Consider the following 18,776-nt stretch of genomic DNA (forward strand, 5'->3'; position numbering starts at 1 on the left):
TCCTAGGTAAACTGTACTTTATTCGCCGGATGATTGTTGTTCGATAAACTCGTTCAACAATGTTTCCTGCTCGTCAGTCAGAGCTAGGCTATGAATTAACTCTGGTCGTTGCAGCCAGGTTTTACCCAAAGACTGCTGTAAACGCCAGCGACGTATCTTTTCATGATCACCGCTTAATAAAACCGGCGGTACTTGCTGTTCATTATAAGTTTCCGGTCGAGTATAGTGAGGGCAGTCCAGTAACCCGCTGGCAAAAGAATCTTCTGCTGCTGAATCCTGATGTCCCAATACTCCGGGAATTAACCGTGATACCGCGTCAATAAGCACCATTGCTGGCAACTCACCACCGCTTAATACGTAATCCCCTATCGACCATTCTGCATCAACGTATTGCTTAATAACGCGTTCATCAATGCCTTCATAACGGCCAGCAATCAAAATCATTCGATCATTGCCGGAGAGCTGTTGCACTCCGCTGTGATCAAGTTTTTGCCCTTGCGGTGACAAATAAATAACAGGAGTATCCTCACCCAGGCTTTGTTTTGCTGCGTTGATAGCATCCACAAGTGGCTGCACCATCATCAACATACCCGGACCACCGCCATAAGGCCTGTCATCAACAGTCCTGTGGCGATCATGAGTGAAATCACGAGGATTCCAGACACTCACTGTCAGCAAACCTTCCTTTATTGCTCTGCCGGTAACACCGTAGTCGGTGACGGCCGAAAACATTTCAGGAAACAAACTGATGACACCAACCTGCAATGGTTTGTCCATCAAAAGTCCGATGGCCACTCAACCTGAATCTGTTTGGCTTCCTTATCAACCGCAGTGACATATTCACTTTGGATAAAAGGAATTAAACGTTCAGATTTCCCGAACCCATCGTTGCTGTTTGCTTTTACGACCAACACATCGTTCGATGCGGTGGGCATAATTTGTTCAACCACACCCATATCATAGCCGTTGGTGTTCACTACACGCATACCAATAAGGTCGCGCCAGTAAAACTCATCGTCAGCTAATGCCGGTAACTCATCTGCAGTAATGCAAATATCCGCGCCAGTAAGGCGTGCTGCCTCATCGCGATCGGATATGCCTTCTAACCTGGCGATAAGTCCGTTGTTGTGGCGCCGCCACTCGACAACTTTCAGTTCGCGCTCAGTTTTCTGGCTGAGTAACCAAGGGCTGTATTCAAATATCGATTCTGGATCATCAGTAAACGACTGCACCTTCAACCAGCCTTTAACGCCATACACCGCACCGATGCGACCAACGACGATTTGCTCTGATTGCTGCATTAATTTACCTACCTGAATCTGTTAATGCTTACGCCGCAGCGCTTGCATCTTTAACTAATTTAGCAACACGATCAGATAACTGAGCGCCTTTGCTTACCCAATGCTCAATGCGGTCAACATCAACACGAAGTTTTTCTTCCTGACCACGAGCTACAGGGTTAAAGAATCCTACTTTCTCAATGAAACGACCGTCGCGAGCATTGCGACTATCAGCAACTACCATTTGGTAGAAGGGGCGTTTTTTCGCGCCACCACGTTGTAAACGAATGGTTACCATTACGTTCCTCAATATAACTGTTTTGTAAATGTAAAAAATAGCAAAGCCCTCCGACAGAGTCGGAAGGCTCGGCAATTCTACTGATTTTTACTGCAAATGCAAGCTTGACGCGCTTTTTCCTAACGCCCGGGGAACATTCCTGGTGGCATCTTACCGCCCATGCCGCGCATCATTTTCTGCATGCCGCCACCTTTCATTTTTTTCATCATTTTTTGCATTTGGGTAAACTGTTTAAGCAGCTTGTTCACATCCTGAACCTGGGTACCGGAGCCAGTCGCTATACGGCGCTTACGAGAGCCCTTAATTACATCGGGGCGTAACCGTTCTTTCGGGGTCATGGAGTTGATAATGGCTTCCATACGTAAGGTCATTTTGTCGTCCATCTGACCTTTCATTTGCTCTGTCATTTTCCCCATGCCCGGCATTTTGGTCATTAATCCCATCATGCCGCCCATTTCACGCATCTGCACAAGCTGGTCACGAAAATCTTCCAGTGAAAACTGGCCTTTCTTCATGACTTTTTTCGCCACTCTTTCGGCTTTTTCTTTATCGACCTTTTGTTCTACTTCCTCAATCAGAGAAAGCATATCGCCCATGCCGAGAATCCTGGAGGCTACACGGTCAGGGTGAAAAGGCTCCAGAGCATCGTTTTTCTCACCAACACCAAGGAACTTTATAGGTTTGCCAGTAATGTGGCGAATAGACAACGCCGCACCACCGCGGGCGTCACCATCGGTCTTAGTCAGAATAACACCCGTTAAAGGCAAAGCTTCGCTGAATGCTTTGGCGGTATTTGCCGCATCCTGACCCGTCATAGCGTCAACGACAAATAGGGTTTCAACTGGGTTAATGGCTGAATGCAGTTGCTGAATTTCCTGCATCATGTCTTCGTCAATAGCAAGACGACCGGCAGTATCCACTAACACTACATCAATAAACTGCTTGCGCGCTTGTGCAATAGCGGCATTGGCAATATCAACCGGTTTTTGATCAGTTGAAGACGGGAAGAACTCCACCCCAACCTGCTCGGCAAGAGTTTCCAGCTGTTTAATAGCGGCAGGACGATAAACGTCGGCACTGACCACCATCACTTTTTTCTTCTGGCGCTCAGTTAAATATTTAGCCAGCTTACCCACACTGGTGGTTTTACCTGCACCCTGCAAACCAGCCATTAGAATAACAGCCGGCGGCTGGGTATTTAATTGCAGTGGCGCATTCGCCTCACCCATTGCAGCTTCCAGCTCAGACTGGACAATTTTTACAAAAACCTGACCCGGCGTCAGGCTTTTGTTGACCTCTGTACCCACTGCCCGTTCTTTGACTTTAGCAATAAAGTCTTTGACCACAGGCAAGGCAACATCGGCCTCTAGCAGAGCCATGCGAACTTCACGCAACGTCTCTTTAATATTGTCTTCGGTCAGTCGGCCCCGGCCGCCAATAGAATGTAACGTTTGCGACAAACGTTCCGATAAATTCTCAAACATGTCGATCGTCTCTTATATTGCGATTTCTGACGTTAATAGTAATGGGGACAGTATATCTGATTTGCAAGAAAGTTTCGCCCCGTAAGTATTGGGTTTAGCCGACTGACGTCGTATACTCAGGGCACGAACAACAGGAATCAGGGAAGTCGAGCGCGTGATGCTCTCTTTATTGTTGCTAATCAGCTTATTGGGTTACAGTGCCAGCGCTTTTGTTATTCTACAAAATATCTTAAAAAACAAAGTGCTTCACCCAGCTTATCAGATTGTACCAGCTGCTTTGGCGGTTGCTGCGCATGGCTGGCTCATTTTAATACAGCTTTCCAACGATGATTTCGATCACATTAATATCTCATCCAGTCTGGCTATTGTCGCTTTTCTGATAGCCGCTTTAACCGTAGTGAAAAATAACCAGGCCAGTAACTTATTCCTGAAACCAGTTATTTATCTGTTTTCCGCGCTTACCACACTGTTACTTGTGTTCACTCCGGTTAACTGGGGGGCTGATATAAGTACAGGACACGGGTTAGTTTTTCACATTACCTTGTCACTGGTCGCTTATGGAATACTCGCTTTAGCTACACTCTATGCGTTACAAACCAGTTACTTAAACCGTGTATTAAAGAACCGTAAAGGTCACCTCTTACTAAGCAAACTGCCGCCATTAATGACCGTCGAAAAATACTTCTTTAATCTTCTGGCGCTAGGCACTTTTGTACTGTTTCTCGCTCTGGGCTCAGGGTTTCTTTTCCTCGATGACATGCTTGCTCAGCAGCAAGCACACAAAACCATTTTAACCAGCGTCGCAGCTCTGCTTTATCTGTTGGCCGTCGTTCTGCACCGGACATCAGGCTTACGAGGTCGCATTATTGTGGTCATTACCGTACTTGCCAGCACCCTATTAACCTTAGGTTATTTTGGTAGTCGGTTCGTGAAAGATTTTCTCTTATCCTGAATGACACTTGACTTCATAGCTGAGAACTCTACATTGTCACATTCACAGTTTAATTAAGGAATAAACCGTTGGACGAGATATCAACGAGCCTATTGCTCGTGATTTTAGCCGTACTGTTATTTTTATCCGCATACTTCTCTGGCTCCGAAACTGGCATGATGTCTATCAACCGGTACCGTCTGCGCCATCTGGTACAAAACAATCATCCCGGGGCCAAACGTGTCCAGTACCTGCTTGATCGTCCGGATCGTCTAATAGGCCTTATTCTTATTGGTAATAACCTGGTTAACATTGGCGCATCGGCTATCGCAACTATCCTTTGTCTGCGCTGGTTCGGCGACGCTGGAATAGTAATCGCTACTTTTGGTTTAACCTTAATTATTCTGATTTTTTCTGAAGTTACGCCGAAAACCATTGCTGCACTGCATCCGGAGCGCATTTCTTTTCCCAGTTCCTTAATTTTAATGCCTTTGCTAAAGGTCATGTACCCCATAGTTATTGGTATGAACTTCATAACCAATTCTTTCATGCGCCTGCTGGGAGTTAACCCCAAGCAATCACAAATGGCTGACGCTTTAAGTTCCGACGAGCTGCGCACAGTAGTAAATGAAGCCGGAAATTTAATTCCTACCTCGCACCAGGAAATGCTGGTCAGCATCCTGGATCTCGAGAAGGTTACGGTAGAAGACGTCATGGTGCCCCGTAATGAAATCGTTGGTATTGATATTAGTGACGACTGGAAGTCTATCGTTAAACAACTATCGAATGGTCAGCACACCCGCGTACTGCTTTATCGCAATGAAATAGATGACGCTATCGGTTTTTTGCATGCACGCGATATTATGCGTCTGATGAGCAAGAACCAGTTTACCGCTGATAAATCCATATTAGTTCGCGCGGCACGGGACAGCTACTATATTCCCGAAGGCACACCACTGAATGTCCAGCTGCTGAAATTCCAGCGTCGTAAAGAGCGTATCGGACTGGTTGTCGACGAGTACGGAGACATTCAGGGGCTTGTTACTCTGGAAGATATTCTGGAAGAAATTGTTGGTGACTTCACGACTTCTATGGCACCGGCTCCCAGTGAGTCTGTCACACTGGAAACTGACGGCAGCTTTTTAGTCGACGGGTCAGCTAACTTGCGCGAATTGAACAAAGAAATGAATTGGGACTTTCCGACTGATGGTCCAAAAACCTTAAGTGGCCTTATTATTGAACAGTTCGGTGATATTCCTGATGCCCGGTTGTCGCTGCGTTTAGGCGGCTATCCGGTAGAGCTTGTTGAAATTGGTGACACCATGATAAAACAAATTAGAGTGTTTCCTGAGCTCTACCGAAAACCCGACAACCAGAGCAATGACTAACCAAAGAATAAACGCCATAGCCAGCCGTGCTTTAAATCTTCCTCACATTTATTCAATTGCGCGGCGTATGTCATAGAGCGGCTTTTTACGACCCTGGATACTTTTACCAGCCAGGGTTTCTTTAGATAAGACTTACGCTGATAGCCACCCCAACCTTCATGATAGTTAAGATATTGTCCGTAGGCGTCCCATTTCGATACCCCATTAATTTTATAGGTTTTTGCTATAAACCAACCCATGAAATCAATTGCATCTTCAAAGTCATCGCGACTGGCCCAACCGTTACCCGTTTCACGCTGGTAATCTTCCCAGGTCATAGTTTTCGCCTGCGAGTAACCGTAAGCCGAGCTCACCCGCCCCCATGGAATAAAACCTAAAAGGTAGTCTCTAGGCGGCAAAGCATTATGCTTGAAGGAACTCTCCTGGTACATCATCGCCATTGGCACATGAATAGGCACGCCCCAGCGTTCACGCACATCGGCGGCCGCGTGATACCAGTCGCGGTGTTCTTCAAAAATATGACAGACATTTTCAGGGTTTGCCGGCGGTGGCGTTGCACAACCACTGAGCGTCGCTACGAACAAAGCACTTACCAGTACTTTCGGTTGAATAGGAAAAAAAAGTTTTATCGCCATTGAACTTTATTCACTCGTTAAACTCTCAGTAATTGAACACATGTTGTAGCTGAGAAACGCATTCATGTTCATCCCCTGAACGTTTTATTGAACGCAGTCCAAATTTGGGCTGCGTTTTTTTATGTTTCTCAGTCAGCTACCTGGCCAGACCGTGCCGCCTGTTTAAAATAGTTTGCCAGAAACGTATCAAAGTCAACGTTGTTGTCTTGCTGGTAACGATCTTCAAACGCTTGCTCTGATTCAGCCGCCCATTTAACAAAGTCATCTTGTTGATAGTAACTGAGCGGCTCATTTTTCAATTGCTCGCGATATTGCTTAGCTAACTGCATACCTAAACTGCTGTTATCGCGGTCTTCTTCTTTGAGCAAGCGTAAAATTTGCCCCGACAAAGTACTTTCCGGATTTAATACCCACTCGTATAAATCCGCTAAATGATTCTGATAGACTTTATTGCCTGAACTGTTATCCAGTGCTTTAGCAATTGAAGAGAAATCTGCAAAAAGCTCTTCCAGCCAGTCAGCCATTAGGCGGTCAATGCCGTTTTGTTGCAAGCTTAAGCGCGGGTCGCGCCCCTGCATAACCACTTTAGTAAAGTTCTTATCGGCTTGCTGCTGCTGTTCCCAGCTCATTTCTTCGCTTGGCTGTAATAAACAATGCAGAAGCATTAAGTCCAGAAAGTGCATTTGCTGCGCTGTGATACCCACATCGCTAAACGGATTCACATCCAGTGCGCGAATCTCGACATATTCTACTCCGCCCCGCTCCAGAGCCTGGCTTGGCGTTTCACCATCGCGGGCTGTCTGTTTAGGGCGAATTGGCGAGTAGAACTCATTTTCTATCTGCAGAATATTGTCGTTGAGCTGACGGTATTCGTCGCCTACTTTTACACCAATTTTCGAAAACTGCGTAGAGGGCGTTGTAATTGCGCGACGCAGACCCGTCACATACTCATCCAATGAATTGTACGTAATTTTCAGCGTTGCCTGTTCTTTATTGGTATAACCTAAATCGCTCATTCGCAACGACGTACCGTAAGGCAAAAATACCGTGCCTTTACCTACCGTATCAAAATTCCACTTCTGCAGAATCTCTTCGTTTTTCGTCTGACTGAAAAACGATTTACACAAAGCGGGTGAAGCGCCAAACAAGTACGGAATAACCCAGGCAACGCGCTTAAAGTTACGGATGAGAGCGAAATAGCGTTCCGTACGGAAGCTCTGGTTATTACTGACGCCTTCAATCTCCGCTAATTCTTCCCACATCGCATCGGACACAGAGAAATTGTAATGCACCCCGGCGATAACCTGCATAGTGGCGCCGTAGCGATATGTCAGACCACGCCGGTAAAGGCTTTTCATACGCCCCGAGTGTGAGTCACCATACTTAGCGATACGAATATCGTCATCTGAGCCAATGTAGCAAGGCATGCTCATTGGCCATAGCAACTCGTCATCAATGGCATTATAAGCCACTCGATGAATATCACGGAGTTGTGACAGCGTTGTGTCAATATCGGAGGCAACCGGAGTAATGAACTCAAGTAGGTTCTCTGAGTAATCGGTTGTAATGGTTGGATGGGTCAGGGTTTTTCCCAATTCCCGGGGATGGTCACCCGGCGCCAGCGTTCCATTTTCTTTTATGCGCAAAGCTTCACGCTCAATACCACGCTTAATGCCTTGCCAAACTGCTGTTTTACCCGATTGCTTAAGCTTTTCGATAACTGCTTGAAATGTTGCTTGCAAAAGACAACTCCATTCACTAAGACGGAAGGTTTTCTGCCGCTAAGCTTACTGGTAATTCGCTAAAAGGTCTATGGTTGTCACTCTTAATTTGACCACATAACTTGGCGATTACGGCTCAACGTGGCAGACTAGCTGCTGTTTATATAACCTTTCGGTTACGGATCAACCATGAATTCATTCTGGACATTTTTACAGCTCATTTTTGTCATTCTTCAGGTAACCAGTCTTGCGTTATATGCCCTGTTACCTGCCCCCTGGAGTGACACTGTATTAGTCGCGATGATTCTGTTCAGTTTGATTATTGGCATTGTCATTTGGTGGTGGTCCCGGCGCAACGCACTGACAGCGCCTTTTCGGCAACCCTTTTTATCGTCAGATTCGTTACAATTGTTTGAACAAGTTTTTAATGACCTGCCAACCCGGGTTTACTGGCGCGATCCCGAGCTAAAACTGTTAGGCGGAAACCGCGCTTTTGCCAATGACTTTGGTATTGAACCTGAATCTTTAGCCGGCAAAGCAGATGCTGAAATCGACTCCCTTGCCAGTAATGACGTATTACTGGAGCGCGATAAAAAGACCTTTAGTCAGCAAGCACCTTCCGTTAATGCAGAAATCGAACTAAAAGTAAGCGGTAAGAGCCAGTGGGTCGAGCATTCCAGTGTTCCGCTTTACGATGACGACCACAATATTATCGGCATTCTCGGTAGCTACTACGACATATCCGGCATTAAGTCGGTTGCAGAAGAAATGGAAAAAGCCAAAGAAACCGCCGAGCGTGCCAATCAGTCAAAAGGTGAGTTTCTGGCGAACATGAGCCATGAAATTCGCACACCAATTAACGCTATTGTCGGTATGGCAAACCTTTGTCTGAAAACTGAGCTTACGCAAAAACAAAAACGCTATATAAAAGTCATCGACTCCTCTTCTCAGGCTTTACTGGGAGTAATTAATGACATTCTCGATTTTTCAAAAATTGACGCTGGTAAGTTAACTGTCGAGCGCATTCCTTTTGACTTGCAGGATGTTCTGACTTCACTGGCGGATATGTTTGCGTACCGGGCTTACGATAAAGACCTCGAGTTTATTATTAACTTACCGGCCAATATACCAACGCGTTTAATTGGCGACCCGCTACGCTTGAATCAGGTGCTGGTTAACCTTATCAGTAATGCCATTAAATTTACCGAAGACGGTGAAATTAATGTTGCCGTTAACCTGCTGGACAGTTCCCGGGATAATGTTTTATTGCGAATATCGGTTACCGATACCGGTATTGGTATGGACGAAGAGCAGCGCGCTAACCTCTTTAAAGCCTTTACTCAGGCAGACACATCTACAACTCGTAAATATGGCGGTACCGGCCTTGGCCTAGCCATTTCCCGACGTCTTATTCTATTGATGGGCGGCGATATCGGAGTGACCAGTGCAGCCGGTCAGGGCTCGACATTTTACATCGAAGTAGAACTGCCGTTACAGACAGAGCAGGACAACAGTCATCATCAGTACCTTTTGCAAAAACTTAAAGGTGTTCGAATTCTCGCCATTGATGACAACTTAAGTACCCGCGAAATGCTGTATGAAATGCTGCGCAGTTATCAGGTTGACGTAAAAGTTTGTCGCACAGCTGAACAAGCCCTGCAAGTGTTTCAGCTATCTGTAGAGGACAACAACCCTTATCAACTGGTTTTGGTTGACTGGCGTTTGCCGGGTATGGATGGCCTGGAGTTTTGCCAGAAAATAACCGAGCGTTATGCAGAAGACATTCGTCCGAAAATGACTCTGGCAACGGGCTATTATGCCGAAGAATTATCCGAAAAAGCGAAGCAGGCAGGCGTAAACGATATCATTTCTAAGCCATTTACAGCCTCAACTTTAGGACGAAGCCTGACTTCTACTCTGGTTCAGCATGAGCTTCCGGATGAGAACGCTACTGACAATAGTGACGGTATTCCGGAAAGCATTCTGCGAGCGCCTATTTTAGTCGTAGAAGACAACGAAATTAATCAGCAAGTGGCGCGTGAAATTCTTTCAAGCCATAAGTTTAAAGTCGACATTGCCGAAAATGGTCAACTGGCCGTAGAAGCTGTGCATAACAAAAATTACTCGCTGGTATTAATGGACATTCAAATGCCGGTTATGGACGGCTTAAAGGCGGCTCGTACCATCCGCACCGATTTCAATTATCAGCAACTGCCGATTCTGGCAATGACAGCGAATGCGATGAGCGGTGACGAAGAGCGCTCGCTGGCTGCGGGAATGCAGGGACACATTGCAAAACCTATTGACGAAAAACAGTTAATTAAAGCCATTGTAAAATGGGCCGTTCCTGGTGACTACACCAATAATCAGCAGCAGGAAAAAGTGCCCGAGCCTAAACAGGAAGAGGCACCGAAGTCTCCGGTTCGGATACCCCAGGTAAAAGGCATTGAGTTTGAAGCGGCATTAAAACGCTTACAGTACAATGTTGAGCTTTATCTGAAGTTAGTAGAGCAGTTGTATGAAACCTACCAGGGTAGCGCCACTAAAGTCTCCGACTTTATTACCCGAGGTCAGCATGAAAGTGCGCGCCGCTATTTCCATTCATTGAAGGGAGCCGCCGCTAATCTGGGCTTTACACAGTTACAAAGCAAAGCCGCCGACTTAGAGCAATTTATGGCAGAGGGTAACATTGATAAAGTTGCTGACCAGATCACTGAGCTGGAAAAACGTTTACGCTATGCACATCAAGCCGCAGTAGACTTAGAAGCTATTCAACAACATCAGTCTTGAGGAATTACTATGATCCGATATTTTTTTATTATTCCGCTGCTGCTCAGCTTATTTTGGTTGCTGTATTTACGAGCGAATGGCTGGAGCATTAAACAGGGCTATAAAGGTTTTATTTATATTGCAGTATTAAGCGCTGTCATCGCCGCTTTTTACACGACGATGATGTTTCTTACCGGGAGTTAAACCAAAGCTAGCAGAACGCCAGCAGCAACAGCGGATCCCAGCACCCCGGCTACATTTGGTCCCATCGCATGCATTAGCAGGAAGTTATGCTGATTAGCCTGTAAACCAACCTTATTAACCACCCTTGCAGCCATAGGTACAGCGGAGACTCCAGCAGCACCAATCAACGGATTAATCGGATCTTTACTGAATTTAGCCATTAGTTTCGCCATTAAAATACCACTGGCAGTTCCTATGGCAAATGCAACGGCACCTAATACCAGAATGCCCAGCGTTTGAAAGCTGAGAAATTGTTCTGCCTGCAATTTAGAGCCCACAGCCAAACCGAGAAAGATGGTTACAATATTAATCAGCTCGTTCTGAGTGGTTTTCGTTAAGCGTTCCACCACGCCAGATTCACGCATTAAGTTACCCAGACAGAACATGCCAACCAAAGGCGTTGCTGAAGGCAAAAATAATAGCGTTAACCCCATGGCTATTAGCGGGAAGAAAAGCTTCTCACGCCGAGCTACCGGCCGTAACTGCTCCATTTTAATTTCACGCTCGGCCTGAGTTGTCAGCAATTTCATTATTGGCGGCTGAATAATAGGCACCAGCGCCATATATGAGTATGCTGCAACAGCAATAGCGCCCAATAAATCCGGTGCCAGCTTCGACGCCAGGAAAATAGCAGTGGGGCCATCAGCGCCACCTATAATTGAAATAGCTGCCGCATCGGACATGGAAAACTCAATGCCAGGTATTCCGTTCAGAGCGATAGCACCAAACAAGGTAGCAAAAATACCGAACTGAGCCGCCCCACCCAAAAACAGCATTTTTGGGTTTGCTAACAAGGGACCAAAATCTGTTAATGCACCCACTCCCATAAAAATAAGCAAAGGGAAAACACCGGTGTCAATACCAACGCTATACACATAATAAAGAACCCCACCTGGCTCGGTGAAGCCACCTAAGGGAATATTTGCCAGTATTGCTCCAAAGCCAATAGGTAATAATAATAAAGGTTCAAATTTCTTTGAGATTGCCAAATACAACAACAACCCACCCACCAGAATCATGCTGAACTGGCCAAATGTCATTGCAGCAATGCCAGTGGTTTCCCATAAAATCTGCAGCTTCTCCATATTAGCCTACCGTCACCAGAGCATCACCTACGGTCACCGCATCACCTTCTTTTACATGAAGAGACTGAACAGTGCCATCTTTTGGTGCTTTAATATCGGTTTCCATTTTCATCGCTTCCATTACTAAGACAACGTCGCCGGCTTTAATTGCAGCGCCTTCTTTGGCAACAACTTTAAAAATATTACCGGCTAATGGCGCTTTTATGGTTTCACCCTCGCCTGAACCACCTGATGATTCCTGTGATGATTGTGACGACTCTGCTGAGGATGATGATTTCACCGAATCCAACTGGCCGGTTGCACCAACTTTCACATTATAACGCTTACCCTCAACCTCAACTTCGTATTGCTCAACATCTCCGTCCGCCTTTGGAGTTGCCTTCTCTGTAGATTCCGTTTTCTCTTCAGGCTCCTCTCCGGGCACCGGCTCAAAAGCATCCGGGTTATCACGGTTTTTCAGGAATTTAAGCCCAATTTGCGGAAACAATGCGTAAGTTAAAACATCATCAATAACATCATCAGCTAAACGAATATCTTCTTCAGTCGCTTTATCTTTTAGCTCTTTGGTAAGCGCATCCAGTTCGTTATCCAGTAAGTCGGCTGGGCGGCAGGTAATAGCCTCTTCGCCGTCCAGGACACGCTTCTGCAGGTCTTTATTAACCTCGGCGGCGGTTGCACCATATTCGCCTTTCAGAACTGCAGCAGTTTCTTTAGAAATATTCTCATAACGTTCACCGCTCAACACGTTCAGAACCGCCTGGGTTCCGACAATTTGTGAGGTTGGCGTAACCAGAGGGATAAATCCAAGGTCTTCACGTACCTTCGGAATCTCTTTTAAGACTTCATCAAACTTATCCAGCGCACCCTGCTCTTTTAACTGTCCTTCCATATTTGTCAGCATACCGCCCGGCACCTGAGCCAGAAGAATACGCGCATCAACCCCTTTGAGAGAACCTTCGAACTTAGCGTATTTCTTACGAACGTCGCGGAAATAGCTGGCCACTTCAGCTAAGTCAGGTAATGACAAGCCCGTGTCCCGGTCCGTATTCTCTGTCATTGCAACCAGGGTTTCTGTTGGCGAGTGGCCGTAAGTCATGCTCATTGACGAAATGGCGGTATCCAGCATATCGATGCCAGCATCAATGGCTTTTTGGTAGGTTGCCACACTTAAGCCCGTTGTTGCGTGACACTGCATGGCAATTGGCAAGTCAGTATTTTTCTTCAACGCGCTAACCAGTTCATAGGCATCGTTAGGTCTTAACAAGCCCGCCATGTCTTTAATGAATAACGAGTCACAGCCTAAATCTTCTAATTCCTGTGCCATTGCCACCCATTTATCCAGGGTATGAACCGGGCTGACAGTGTAAGCGAGAGTGCCCTGCGCGTGGCCATCAACGTCTTTTGCAGCCTTTATCGCGGTTTTTAAGTTACGAACATCGTTCATCGCGTCAAAAATACGGAAAACATCAACACCATTTTCCTTTGCACGCTCGACAAAACGCTTCACCACGTCATCGGCGTAATGCCTATATCCCAGCAAGTTTTGCCCTCGAAGCAGCATTTGCTGACGAGTATTCGGCATAGCCTTTTTTAGTTCACGAATGCGTTCCCAGGGGTCTTCACCAAGGTAGCGAATACAAGAATCAAAAGTCGCACCACCCCAGGACTCCATTGACCAGTAGCCGATGCTGTCGAGCTTTTCAGCAATGGGAAGCATGTCGTCCAGGCGCATGCGCGTTGCGAGTAGTGACTGATGTGCGTCACGAAGCACCAACTCTGTTAGTAACAGGGGTTTACTCATTATGATTTCTCCTTGTTATTCGCTGCTTTTTTGCCTCGACGGTAACTGTGTACCGCAGCAGAAATTGCAGCCAGTACCGCAGGACTTGCTGCATCAGAGTTATTACCCTCGACTGAAGGCTGGGTACTGGCAACAGGCTCTGGTGTTGGGATCAAGCGTTTCATAACGCTCATGGCAACGACCAGTAAGCAAAGAAAGATGATGACTGCGCCCATACCGACCAGCATGAGTTGCGCAGCTTGACTGAGCAATTCTGACACGAAGCACTCCTGATTGGTTGCTAAGGTATTGTTATAAAATTATTAAATACCATGGTAGCAAGTCACGCAAGGAGATACAGCAGTAAATAGTGGGTATTCAGGATTTAAATGAGATTAAAAAGTATTCAAACGGACTAATGAGCAAAGAAGATAATAAAGGGGATATAAAGAAGAATGGCGCGCTCGGGAGGACTCGAACCTCCAACCGCCTGGTTCGTAGCCAGGTACTCTATCCAGTTGAGCTACGAGCGCGTATTCAGGTTAGTAACAATATGGCGCGCTCGGGAGGATTCGAACCTCCGACCGCCTGGTTCGTAGCCAGGTACTCTATCCAGCTGAGCTACGAGCGCGTAATTGTTACTGTAAACGACTGGCGGAGAGGGAGGGATTCGAACCCTCGATAGGGCTACAAACCCTATACTCCCTTAGCAGGGGAGCGCCTTCAGCCACTCGGCCACCTCTCCAAATCGTTGTGGCGTGAATTCTAGCGATGTTGGCAATAATGTCAATCGCTTTTTTAAAAACTAGGGTTTAAGTGTGGGATAATTGACCATCTCGTGTGATTTTTCTTCAGAATGCTCAAAAACATAAAAAAAGACCGGCTTTCGCCGGTCTTGTCTAATCACTTATTCTTTATCTTGCTCATCGTCTTTTTCAGACTGAATACGCATGTATATTTCTTCGCGATGAACGGAAACGTCTTTCGGGGCATTAACACCAATACGTACTTGGTTTCCCTTAACGCCGAGAACGGTGACCGAAACATCATCACCTATCATTAATGTTTCACCTACACGGCGAGTTAAAATTAGCATAGATTGCTCCTTCAATACTGTTCCGATTCTTACCGCGAATATCGAACTTTTCCCTGAACTGGCGTAAGCAGTCTACCAACACTGAGAGTGATTACACTATAACGAAGCGCATAATCCTTCGTTGTGTTTTGAACTCTTACAGAGAAAGCTAAAGCTGTTGCTGTAACCAAGTTGTCGCAGTAGCCAATGCCTCATTTAGCTGTTCCGGGAGTGAACCACCTGCCTGCGCCATATCAGGGCGACCTCCGCCCTTGCCGCCGACAACATTTGCAGCCTGATTCACGATATCTCCTGCTTTAACTTTAGACGTTAAATCGGTAGTAACGCCAGCAATTAAACTGACTTTATCACCGTTTGCAGTTCCCAATAATACGATGCCTGAGCCCATTTGGTTCTTCAGATCATCAACTAATCCGCGCAAAGATTTCGGATCGGCCTGATCTAGCTCTGCAATGATTGCTTTAACCCCATTAATATCAACAGCCTGAGCGATTAATCCACCACCGGCCTGCTGTGCCAGTTTTTGTTGCAGTTGCTCGTTCTTACGCTCTAATTCACGGAACTTATGCTGCAACTGCTGGACTTTATCGGCCACAGAGCTTGGTTCTGTCTTCAACTCTCCAGCAATTTTCTGCAATACACTTTGCTGCTGCTGAGTATACCGTACTGCGGCTTCTCCGGTTACCACTTCAATACGACGCACACCAGAAGCAATACCGCCTTCTGAGGTTATTCTGAATAAACCGATATCGCCTGTAGCTTTGACATGAGTACCGCCGCATAGCTCCATGGAGAAATCCCCCATGCGCACAACTCGTACTTGCTCGTCATACTTTTCGCCAAACAAAGCCATTGCGCCGGCTTCTTTTGCTTCATCAATGGCCATAAGCTCGGTTTGCAGTGGCAGGTTAGCGCGAACTTGTGCATTTACCTCACGCTCTAATTGAGCCAACTGCTCAGTCGTCACAGGTTCAAAGTGCGAGAAATCAAAACGCATTTTGTCCGCTTCGACCAAAGAACCTTTTTGCGTAACGTGCTCGCCCAGCAAGTTTCTAAGCGCTGCGTGCAGCAAATGTGTTGCCGAGTGGTTGCGTTTAATATTCTCCCGACGCTCAGAATCAATTTCAGCTTTTACGCTGTCGTTGAGCTTAACCGCAGCTTTCGCTACGCCGTGGTGCGCTATCGCTTTACCAATGTATTGAGTGTCTGTGACTTCAAATGCCGGTCCGTTGGCAACCAAAATACCTTTGTCGCCAATCTGACCACCACTTTCTGCATAAAACGGCGTTTCTGATAAAACCACAATGCCGTTATCGCCCGCCTGCAACTGCTCTACCGGCTTACCATCCTTAAATAACTCGACCACTTTTGCCTGCCCGGCAACGTTATCGTAACCAGTAAATGCGGTTTTATTGTCAGATTTAAGCTGTTGATTATAATCCATGCCAAACTGAGAAGCTTGTTGAGCCCGCTGACGCTGCTCTGACATAGCCTGCTCGAAGCCTTGTTCATCAACTGTTAATTCCTGCTCACGGGCAATATCTGCAGTTAAATCAACCGGAAAGCCATAAGTGTCATAGAGTTTGAATACCACGTCGCCCGGTATGACATTACCTTTCAGCTCGGCAATTTCGTCTGACAAAATTGCCAGGCCACGCTCAAGTGTGCGCGCAAACTGCTGCTCTTCGCGTTCCAGGGCGTCTTTAATAATTTGCTTCTTCTGCTCCAGTTCAGGATACGCTTCACCCATCTGACGAGCCAACTCGTCTACCAAACGGAAAAAGAAGGTGTCTTTAGCGCCCAGTAAGTGCCCGTGCCGCACGGCTCTGCGTATTATACGGCGCAGAACATAACCGCGGCCTTCGTTTGATGGCATAACACCATCGGTAATCAAGAAGGAGCATGAACGAATATGATCGGCGATAACGCGTAATGATTTATTATCCAGATCATCGGTGCCAATAATTTCAGCCGCCGCTTTAATCAGCGCCTGGAACAAATCAATTTCATAGTTACTGTGAACGTTCTGCATAATGGCAGAAATACGCTCCAGCCCCATGCCCGTATCAATGGAAGGATCAGGCAAAGGCTCTAAGGTACCGTCAGCCTGACGGTTATATTGCATAAAGACCAGGTTCCAAATCTCGATGTAACGATCACCGTCTTCTTCAGGGGTTCCCGGAGGACCGCCCCATACTTCTTCACCGTGGTCATAAAACACTTCAGAGCATGGACCACAAGGCCCGGTGTCACCCATAGACCAGAAGTTGTCTTTTTCACCAATACGCGAAATACGATCTTCCGGTACGCCAATATCTTTAGCCCATATGTCATAGGCTTCATCATCTTCGGTGAACACTGTTACCCAGAGCTTTTCAGCCGGCAGCTTCAACTCTTTGGTTAAAAAGTCCCAGGCATACTGAATGGCTTGTTTTTTAAAATAGTCACCAAAACTGAAGTTACCCATCATTTCAAAGAAAGTGTGATGACGGGCTGTGTACCCAACATTCTCTAAATCGTTATGTTTACCGCCGGCACGCAGACAACGCTGCGCAGAAGTGGCTTTATCATAACGACGTTTATCAGTACCCAGAAAAACGTCTTTAAATGGAACCATACCTGCATTGGTAAATAACAAGGTGGGATCGTTGCCGGGAATCATTGATGCTGAAGGAACTTTTTCGTGTCCTCGTTCAGCAAAGTAATTTAAAAATGCATCACGAATTTGGGCACTGTTCATGCTCATATTGAGTCCTACTTTTCTTAACTGAGTGACTTTGGATCAAGGTTTTAATGCTCTAAGACTATCACGAAGTAGCCGTCTAGCCTAGCGTCGTGGTCGATTGACGCAAGCGAAAATTTGCTCCGGAGTAAAGCCTCGCTGCTGTAAAAAACGAACTTGCCGATTCCATTCTTTTTCATCCGCCGGGTCATCATCGCCAAACTTTTTCTGCTTCAGTTCTGCACACAACTCAAACCAGTCAACTTCCATGGATTCGAACACGTTCTCAACAATTTCCGGAGCAACACCTTTTTGTTGGGTGGCTTGTGCCATGATTTTTAACCGCCCCTGCTTCTGCCCTACTTTTTCTCGAATAAAGCTACCGGCGAAGCGTTCGTCACTCTGCCACCCCTCCTTGTTTAGCTCGTCAACAACGCGATTTACCATTTCTGCAGGCCATTGCTTCTGGATTAATTTCCGCTTTAATTCAGTTCCGCTCTGCTCGCGCATTGCCAGCAAACGAAAGGCACTATCCCGCAAGGCTTTTTCGTCATACTCTGAACTTTCGTCCATGGTCTATACTCCAACACCTAACTATGGAATTTGGTCTAAGGATGCTTAATATGACTCAGAGTAATTCAAAATCAAGGTTTCTCTTCATTTGTCTTGCCTTTCTTACCGCAGGATTTACCACTTTCGCTCAAGCAGACGAGCGCACCTTATCAATATCCGGCAGCGGCAGTGTTTCTGCTATTCCGGATCAAATGTCACTGACTTTTTGGATAGAAGAACGCGGGAATAAACTCAGCTCACAAAAAACATTAGTCGATAACACCACTAGCCGCTTAATTAACGATCTGAATAGTAAAGGTATAGAAGACAAAGATATTCGTTCTTACCAACTACAAATTTACCCTCGATATGAACAAAACGATGACGGGAAAACAGAACAAAATGGTTTTGTCGTTCAACGCGAAGTTCAGGTCACTTTGCTAGAGCCCGAAAACTACGACGATATTATCGACTTAGCGCTGGCGCGCGGAATCACTCGCGTTGGCCAGGTTCGCTTTGAAATTAGTGACCAGCAGGGTTTGTATCAACAAGCACTGATCAACGCTTATGAACAAGCAAAAAATAAAGCCGAGCGCTTAGCTGCCGCTGCGGGTCTAGAGCTGACGGGAACATTAAGTATCGCGGAACGTTCTATGTCACGACCGATGGTCATGCAAATGGCAGAAATGAACACCCGCTCCGATAAAGTTTCATTACCCGGACAGCAAACCATTGAGGCACAGGTAGAGGTTATATTCTCAACCCAAACTCAGTCGGACTCTGACAATTAAA

The 18,776-nt window shown here is 46.3% G+C and carries 17 protein-coding genes and 3 tRNA genes; 5 read left to right on the forward strand and 15 right to left on the reverse strand.

The window, feature by feature from the left end:
• Positions 1–18: 18 nt before the first annotated feature.
• The 4 genes from trmD to ffh all read right to left on the reverse strand — a co-directional run bounded on the left by trmD (position 19) and on the right by ffh (position 3,062).
• Entirely contained in the window at positions 19–777 is a 759-nt protein-coding gene (gene trmD, locus NJR55_RS12740; protein WP_420844468.1) for a tRNA (guanosine(37)-N1)-methyltransferase TrmD, read from the reverse strand.
• Complete coding sequence (gene rimM / locus NJR55_RS12745; RefSeq protein WP_253620293.1) at positions 777–1,301, reverse strand: ribosome maturation factor RimM; 525 nt, start codon at positions 1,299–1,301, stop codon at positions 777–779. Before rimM ends, trmD begins: the two co-directional genes overlap by 1 nt.
• Before the next feature lie 28 nt (positions 1,302–1,329).
• Positions 1,330–1,578, reverse strand: a complete 249-nt coding sequence (gene rpsP, locus NJR55_RS12750; RefSeq protein ID WP_011234962.1) for a 30S ribosomal protein S16 — start codon at positions 1,576–1,578, stop codon at positions 1,330–1,332.
• Between the two features lie 119 nt (positions 1,579–1,697).
• Entirely contained in the window at positions 1,698–3,062 is a 1,365-nt protein-coding gene (ffh, locus tag NJR55_RS12755; RefSeq protein ID WP_011234963.1) for a signal recognition particle protein, read from the reverse strand.
• A 157-nt stretch (positions 3,063–3,219) separates the two neighbouring features.
• On the opposite strand from ffh, the gene NJR55_RS12760 reads away from it, so the two are divergent.
• Entirely contained in the window at positions 3,220–4,014 is a 795-nt protein-coding gene (locus NJR55_RS12760) for a cytochrome C assembly family protein (RefSeq protein ID WP_253620451.1), read from the forward strand.
• A 68-nt stretch (positions 4,015–4,082) separates the two neighbouring features.
• Positions 4,083–5,381, forward strand: a complete 1,299-nt coding sequence (locus NJR55_RS12765) for an HlyC/CorC family transporter (RefSeq protein WP_253620294.1) — start codon at positions 4,083–4,085, stop codon at positions 5,379–5,381.
• Here NJR55_RS12765 and NJR55_RS12770 read toward each other — a convergent pair.
• A complete protein-coding gene (locus tag NJR55_RS12770) occupies positions 5,378–6,016 on the reverse strand; it encodes a transglycosylase SLT domain-containing protein (protein ID WP_011234966.1) in 639 nt (212 codons plus the stop codon). The genes NJR55_RS12765 and NJR55_RS12770 overlap by 4 nt on opposite strands.
• Positions 6,017–6,144: 128 nt before the next feature.
• A complete protein-coding gene (gene gshA, locus NJR55_RS12775) occupies positions 6,145–7,758 on the reverse strand; it encodes a glutamate--cysteine ligase (protein WP_253620295.1) in 1,614 nt (537 codons plus the stop codon).
• A gap of 168 nt (positions 7,759–7,926) precedes the next feature.
• Between gshA and NJR55_RS12780 the strand changes: the two genes are divergently transcribed.
• A complete protein-coding gene (locus NJR55_RS12780; protein ID WP_253620296.1) occupies positions 7,927–10,527 on the forward strand; it encodes a response regulator in 2,601 nt (866 codons plus the stop codon).
• A gap of 9 nt (positions 10,528–10,536) precedes the next feature.
• Positions 10,537–10,710 (forward strand): hypothetical protein, encoded by a 174-nt coding sequence (locus tag NJR55_RS12785; RefSeq protein WP_253620297.1) that lies wholly within the window; start codon positions 10,537–10,539, stop codon positions 10,708–10,710.
• On the opposite strand, the gene NJR55_RS12790 is transcribed toward NJR55_RS12785, so the two are convergent.
• The 9 genes from NJR55_RS12790 to NJR55_RS12830 form a co-directional block, all read right to left on the reverse strand.
• Complete coding sequence (locus tag NJR55_RS12790; RefSeq protein ID WP_253620298.1) at positions 10,707–11,834, reverse strand: sodium ion-translocating decarboxylase subunit beta; 1,128 nt, start codon at positions 11,832–11,834, stop codon at positions 10,707–10,709. The two genes, NJR55_RS12785 and NJR55_RS12790, sit on opposite strands and share 4 nt — an antisense overlap.
• 1 nt (position 11,835) lies before the next feature.
• Positions 11,836–13,635, reverse strand: coding sequence for a sodium-extruding oxaloacetate decarboxylase subunit alpha (gene oadA, locus NJR55_RS12795; RefSeq protein ID WP_253620299.1), 1,800 nt, complete (start codon positions 13,633–13,635; stop codon positions 11,836–11,838).
• The gene (locus NJR55_RS12800) at positions 13,635–13,895 is read right to left on the reverse strand and encodes an oxaloacetate decarboxylase subunit gamma (protein ID WP_253620300.1); all 261 of its coding nucleotides are present in this window, start codon (positions 13,893–13,895) and stop codon (positions 13,635–13,637) included. The genes oadA and NJR55_RS12800 overlap by 1 nt, the downstream gene beginning before the upstream one ends.
• 175 nt (positions 13,896–14,070) lie before the next feature.
• Positions 14,071–14,147: transfer RNA gene (locus NJR55_RS12805), tRNA-Arg, on the reverse strand.
• Positions 14,148–14,168: 21 nt separating this feature from the next.
• Positions 14,169–14,245 (reverse strand) — tRNA-Arg (locus NJR55_RS12810).
• A 21-nt stretch (positions 14,246–14,266) separates the two neighbouring features.
• Positions 14,267–14,359, reverse strand: a tRNA-Ser gene (locus tag NJR55_RS12815).
• A gap of 162 nt (positions 14,360–14,521) precedes the next feature.
• Positions 14,522–14,710 carry a carbon storage regulator CsrA gene (gene csrA / locus NJR55_RS12820; protein WP_011234973.1) on the reverse strand — a complete coding sequence of 63 codons (189 nt, stop codon included), beginning with the start codon at positions 14,708–14,710 and terminating at the stop codon, positions 14,522–14,524.
• A 148-nt stretch (positions 14,711–14,858) separates the two neighbouring features.
• The gene (gene alaS / locus NJR55_RS12825) at positions 14,859–17,456 is read right to left on the reverse strand and encodes an alanine--tRNA ligase (protein ID WP_253620301.1); all 2,598 of its coding nucleotides are present in this window, start codon (positions 17,454–17,456) and stop codon (positions 14,859–14,861) included.
• Positions 17,457–17,537: 81 nt separating this feature from the next.
• Positions 17,538–18,005, reverse strand: coding sequence for a regulatory protein RecX (locus tag NJR55_RS12830; RefSeq protein ID WP_253620302.1), 468 nt, complete (start codon positions 18,003–18,005; stop codon positions 17,538–17,540).
• A 50-nt stretch (positions 18,006–18,055) separates the two neighbouring features.
• Between NJR55_RS12830 and NJR55_RS12835 the strand changes: the two genes are divergently transcribed.
• Positions 18,056–18,775, forward strand: a complete 720-nt coding sequence (locus NJR55_RS12835; RefSeq protein WP_253620303.1) for an SIMPL domain-containing protein — start codon at positions 18,056–18,058, stop codon at positions 18,773–18,775.
• Position 18,776 lies beyond the last annotated feature (1 nt).

The organism is Idiomarina rhizosphaerae, from assembly GCF_024159085.1.
In the GTDB taxonomy this organism is placed as follows: domain Bacteria; phylum Pseudomonadota; class Gammaproteobacteria; order Enterobacterales; family Alteromonadaceae; genus Idiomarina; species Idiomarina rhizosphaerae.

Bases quoted from the DNA above. Each gene is read 5' to 3' on its own strand.
- NJR55_RS12835 (WP_253620303.1), top strand. From the start codon at position 18,056: ATGACTCAGAGTAATTCAAAATCAAGGTTTCTCTTCATTTGTCTTGCC.
- oadA (WP_253620299.1), bottom strand. From the start codon at position 13,635: ATGAGTAAACCCCTGTTACTAACAGAGTTGGTGCTTCGTGACGCACAT.
- rimM (WP_253620293.1), bottom strand. From the start codon at position 1,301: ATGCAGCAATCAGAGCAAATCGTCGTTGGTCGCATCGGTGCGGTGTAT.
- ffh (WP_011234963.1), bottom strand. From the start codon at position 3,062: ATGTTTGAGAATTTATCGGAACGTTTGTCGCAAACGTTACATTCTATT.
- csrA (WP_011234973.1), bottom strand. From the start codon at position 14,710: ATGCTAATTTTAACTCGCCGTGTAGGTGAAACATTAATGATAGGTGAT.
- NJR55_RS12760 (WP_253620451.1), top strand. From the start codon at position 3,220: ATGCTCTCTTTATTGTTGCTAATCAGCTTATTGGGTTACAGTGCCAGC.
- NJR55_RS12830 (WP_253620302.1), bottom strand. From the start codon at position 18,005: ATGGACGAAAGTTCAGAGTATGACGAAAAAGCCTTGCGGGATAGTGCC.
- trmD (WP_420844468.1), bottom strand. From the start codon at position 777: ATGGACAAACCATTGCAGGTTGGTGTCATCAGTTTGTTTCCTGAAATG.
- alaS (WP_253620301.1), bottom strand. From the start codon at position 17,456: ATGAGCATGAACAGTGCCCAAATTCGTGATGCATTTTTAAATTACTTT.
- NJR55_RS12785 (WP_253620297.1), top strand. From the start codon at position 10,537: ATGATCCGATATTTTTTTATTATTCCGCTGCTGCTCAGCTTATTTTGG.
- NJR55_RS12770 (WP_011234966.1), bottom strand. From the start codon at position 6,016: ATGGCGATAAAACTTTTTTTTCCTATTCAACCGAAAGTACTGGTAAGT.
- NJR55_RS12790 (WP_253620298.1), bottom strand. From the start codon at position 11,834: ATGGAGAAGCTGCAGATTTTATGGGAAACCACTGGCATTGCTGCAATG.
- rpsP (WP_011234962.1), bottom strand. From the start codon at position 1,578: ATGGTAACCATTCGTTTACAACGTGGTGGCGCGAAAAAACGCCCCTTC.
- NJR55_RS12780 (WP_253620296.1), top strand. From the start codon at position 7,927: ATGAATTCATTCTGGACATTTTTACAGCTCATTTTTGTCATTCTTCAG.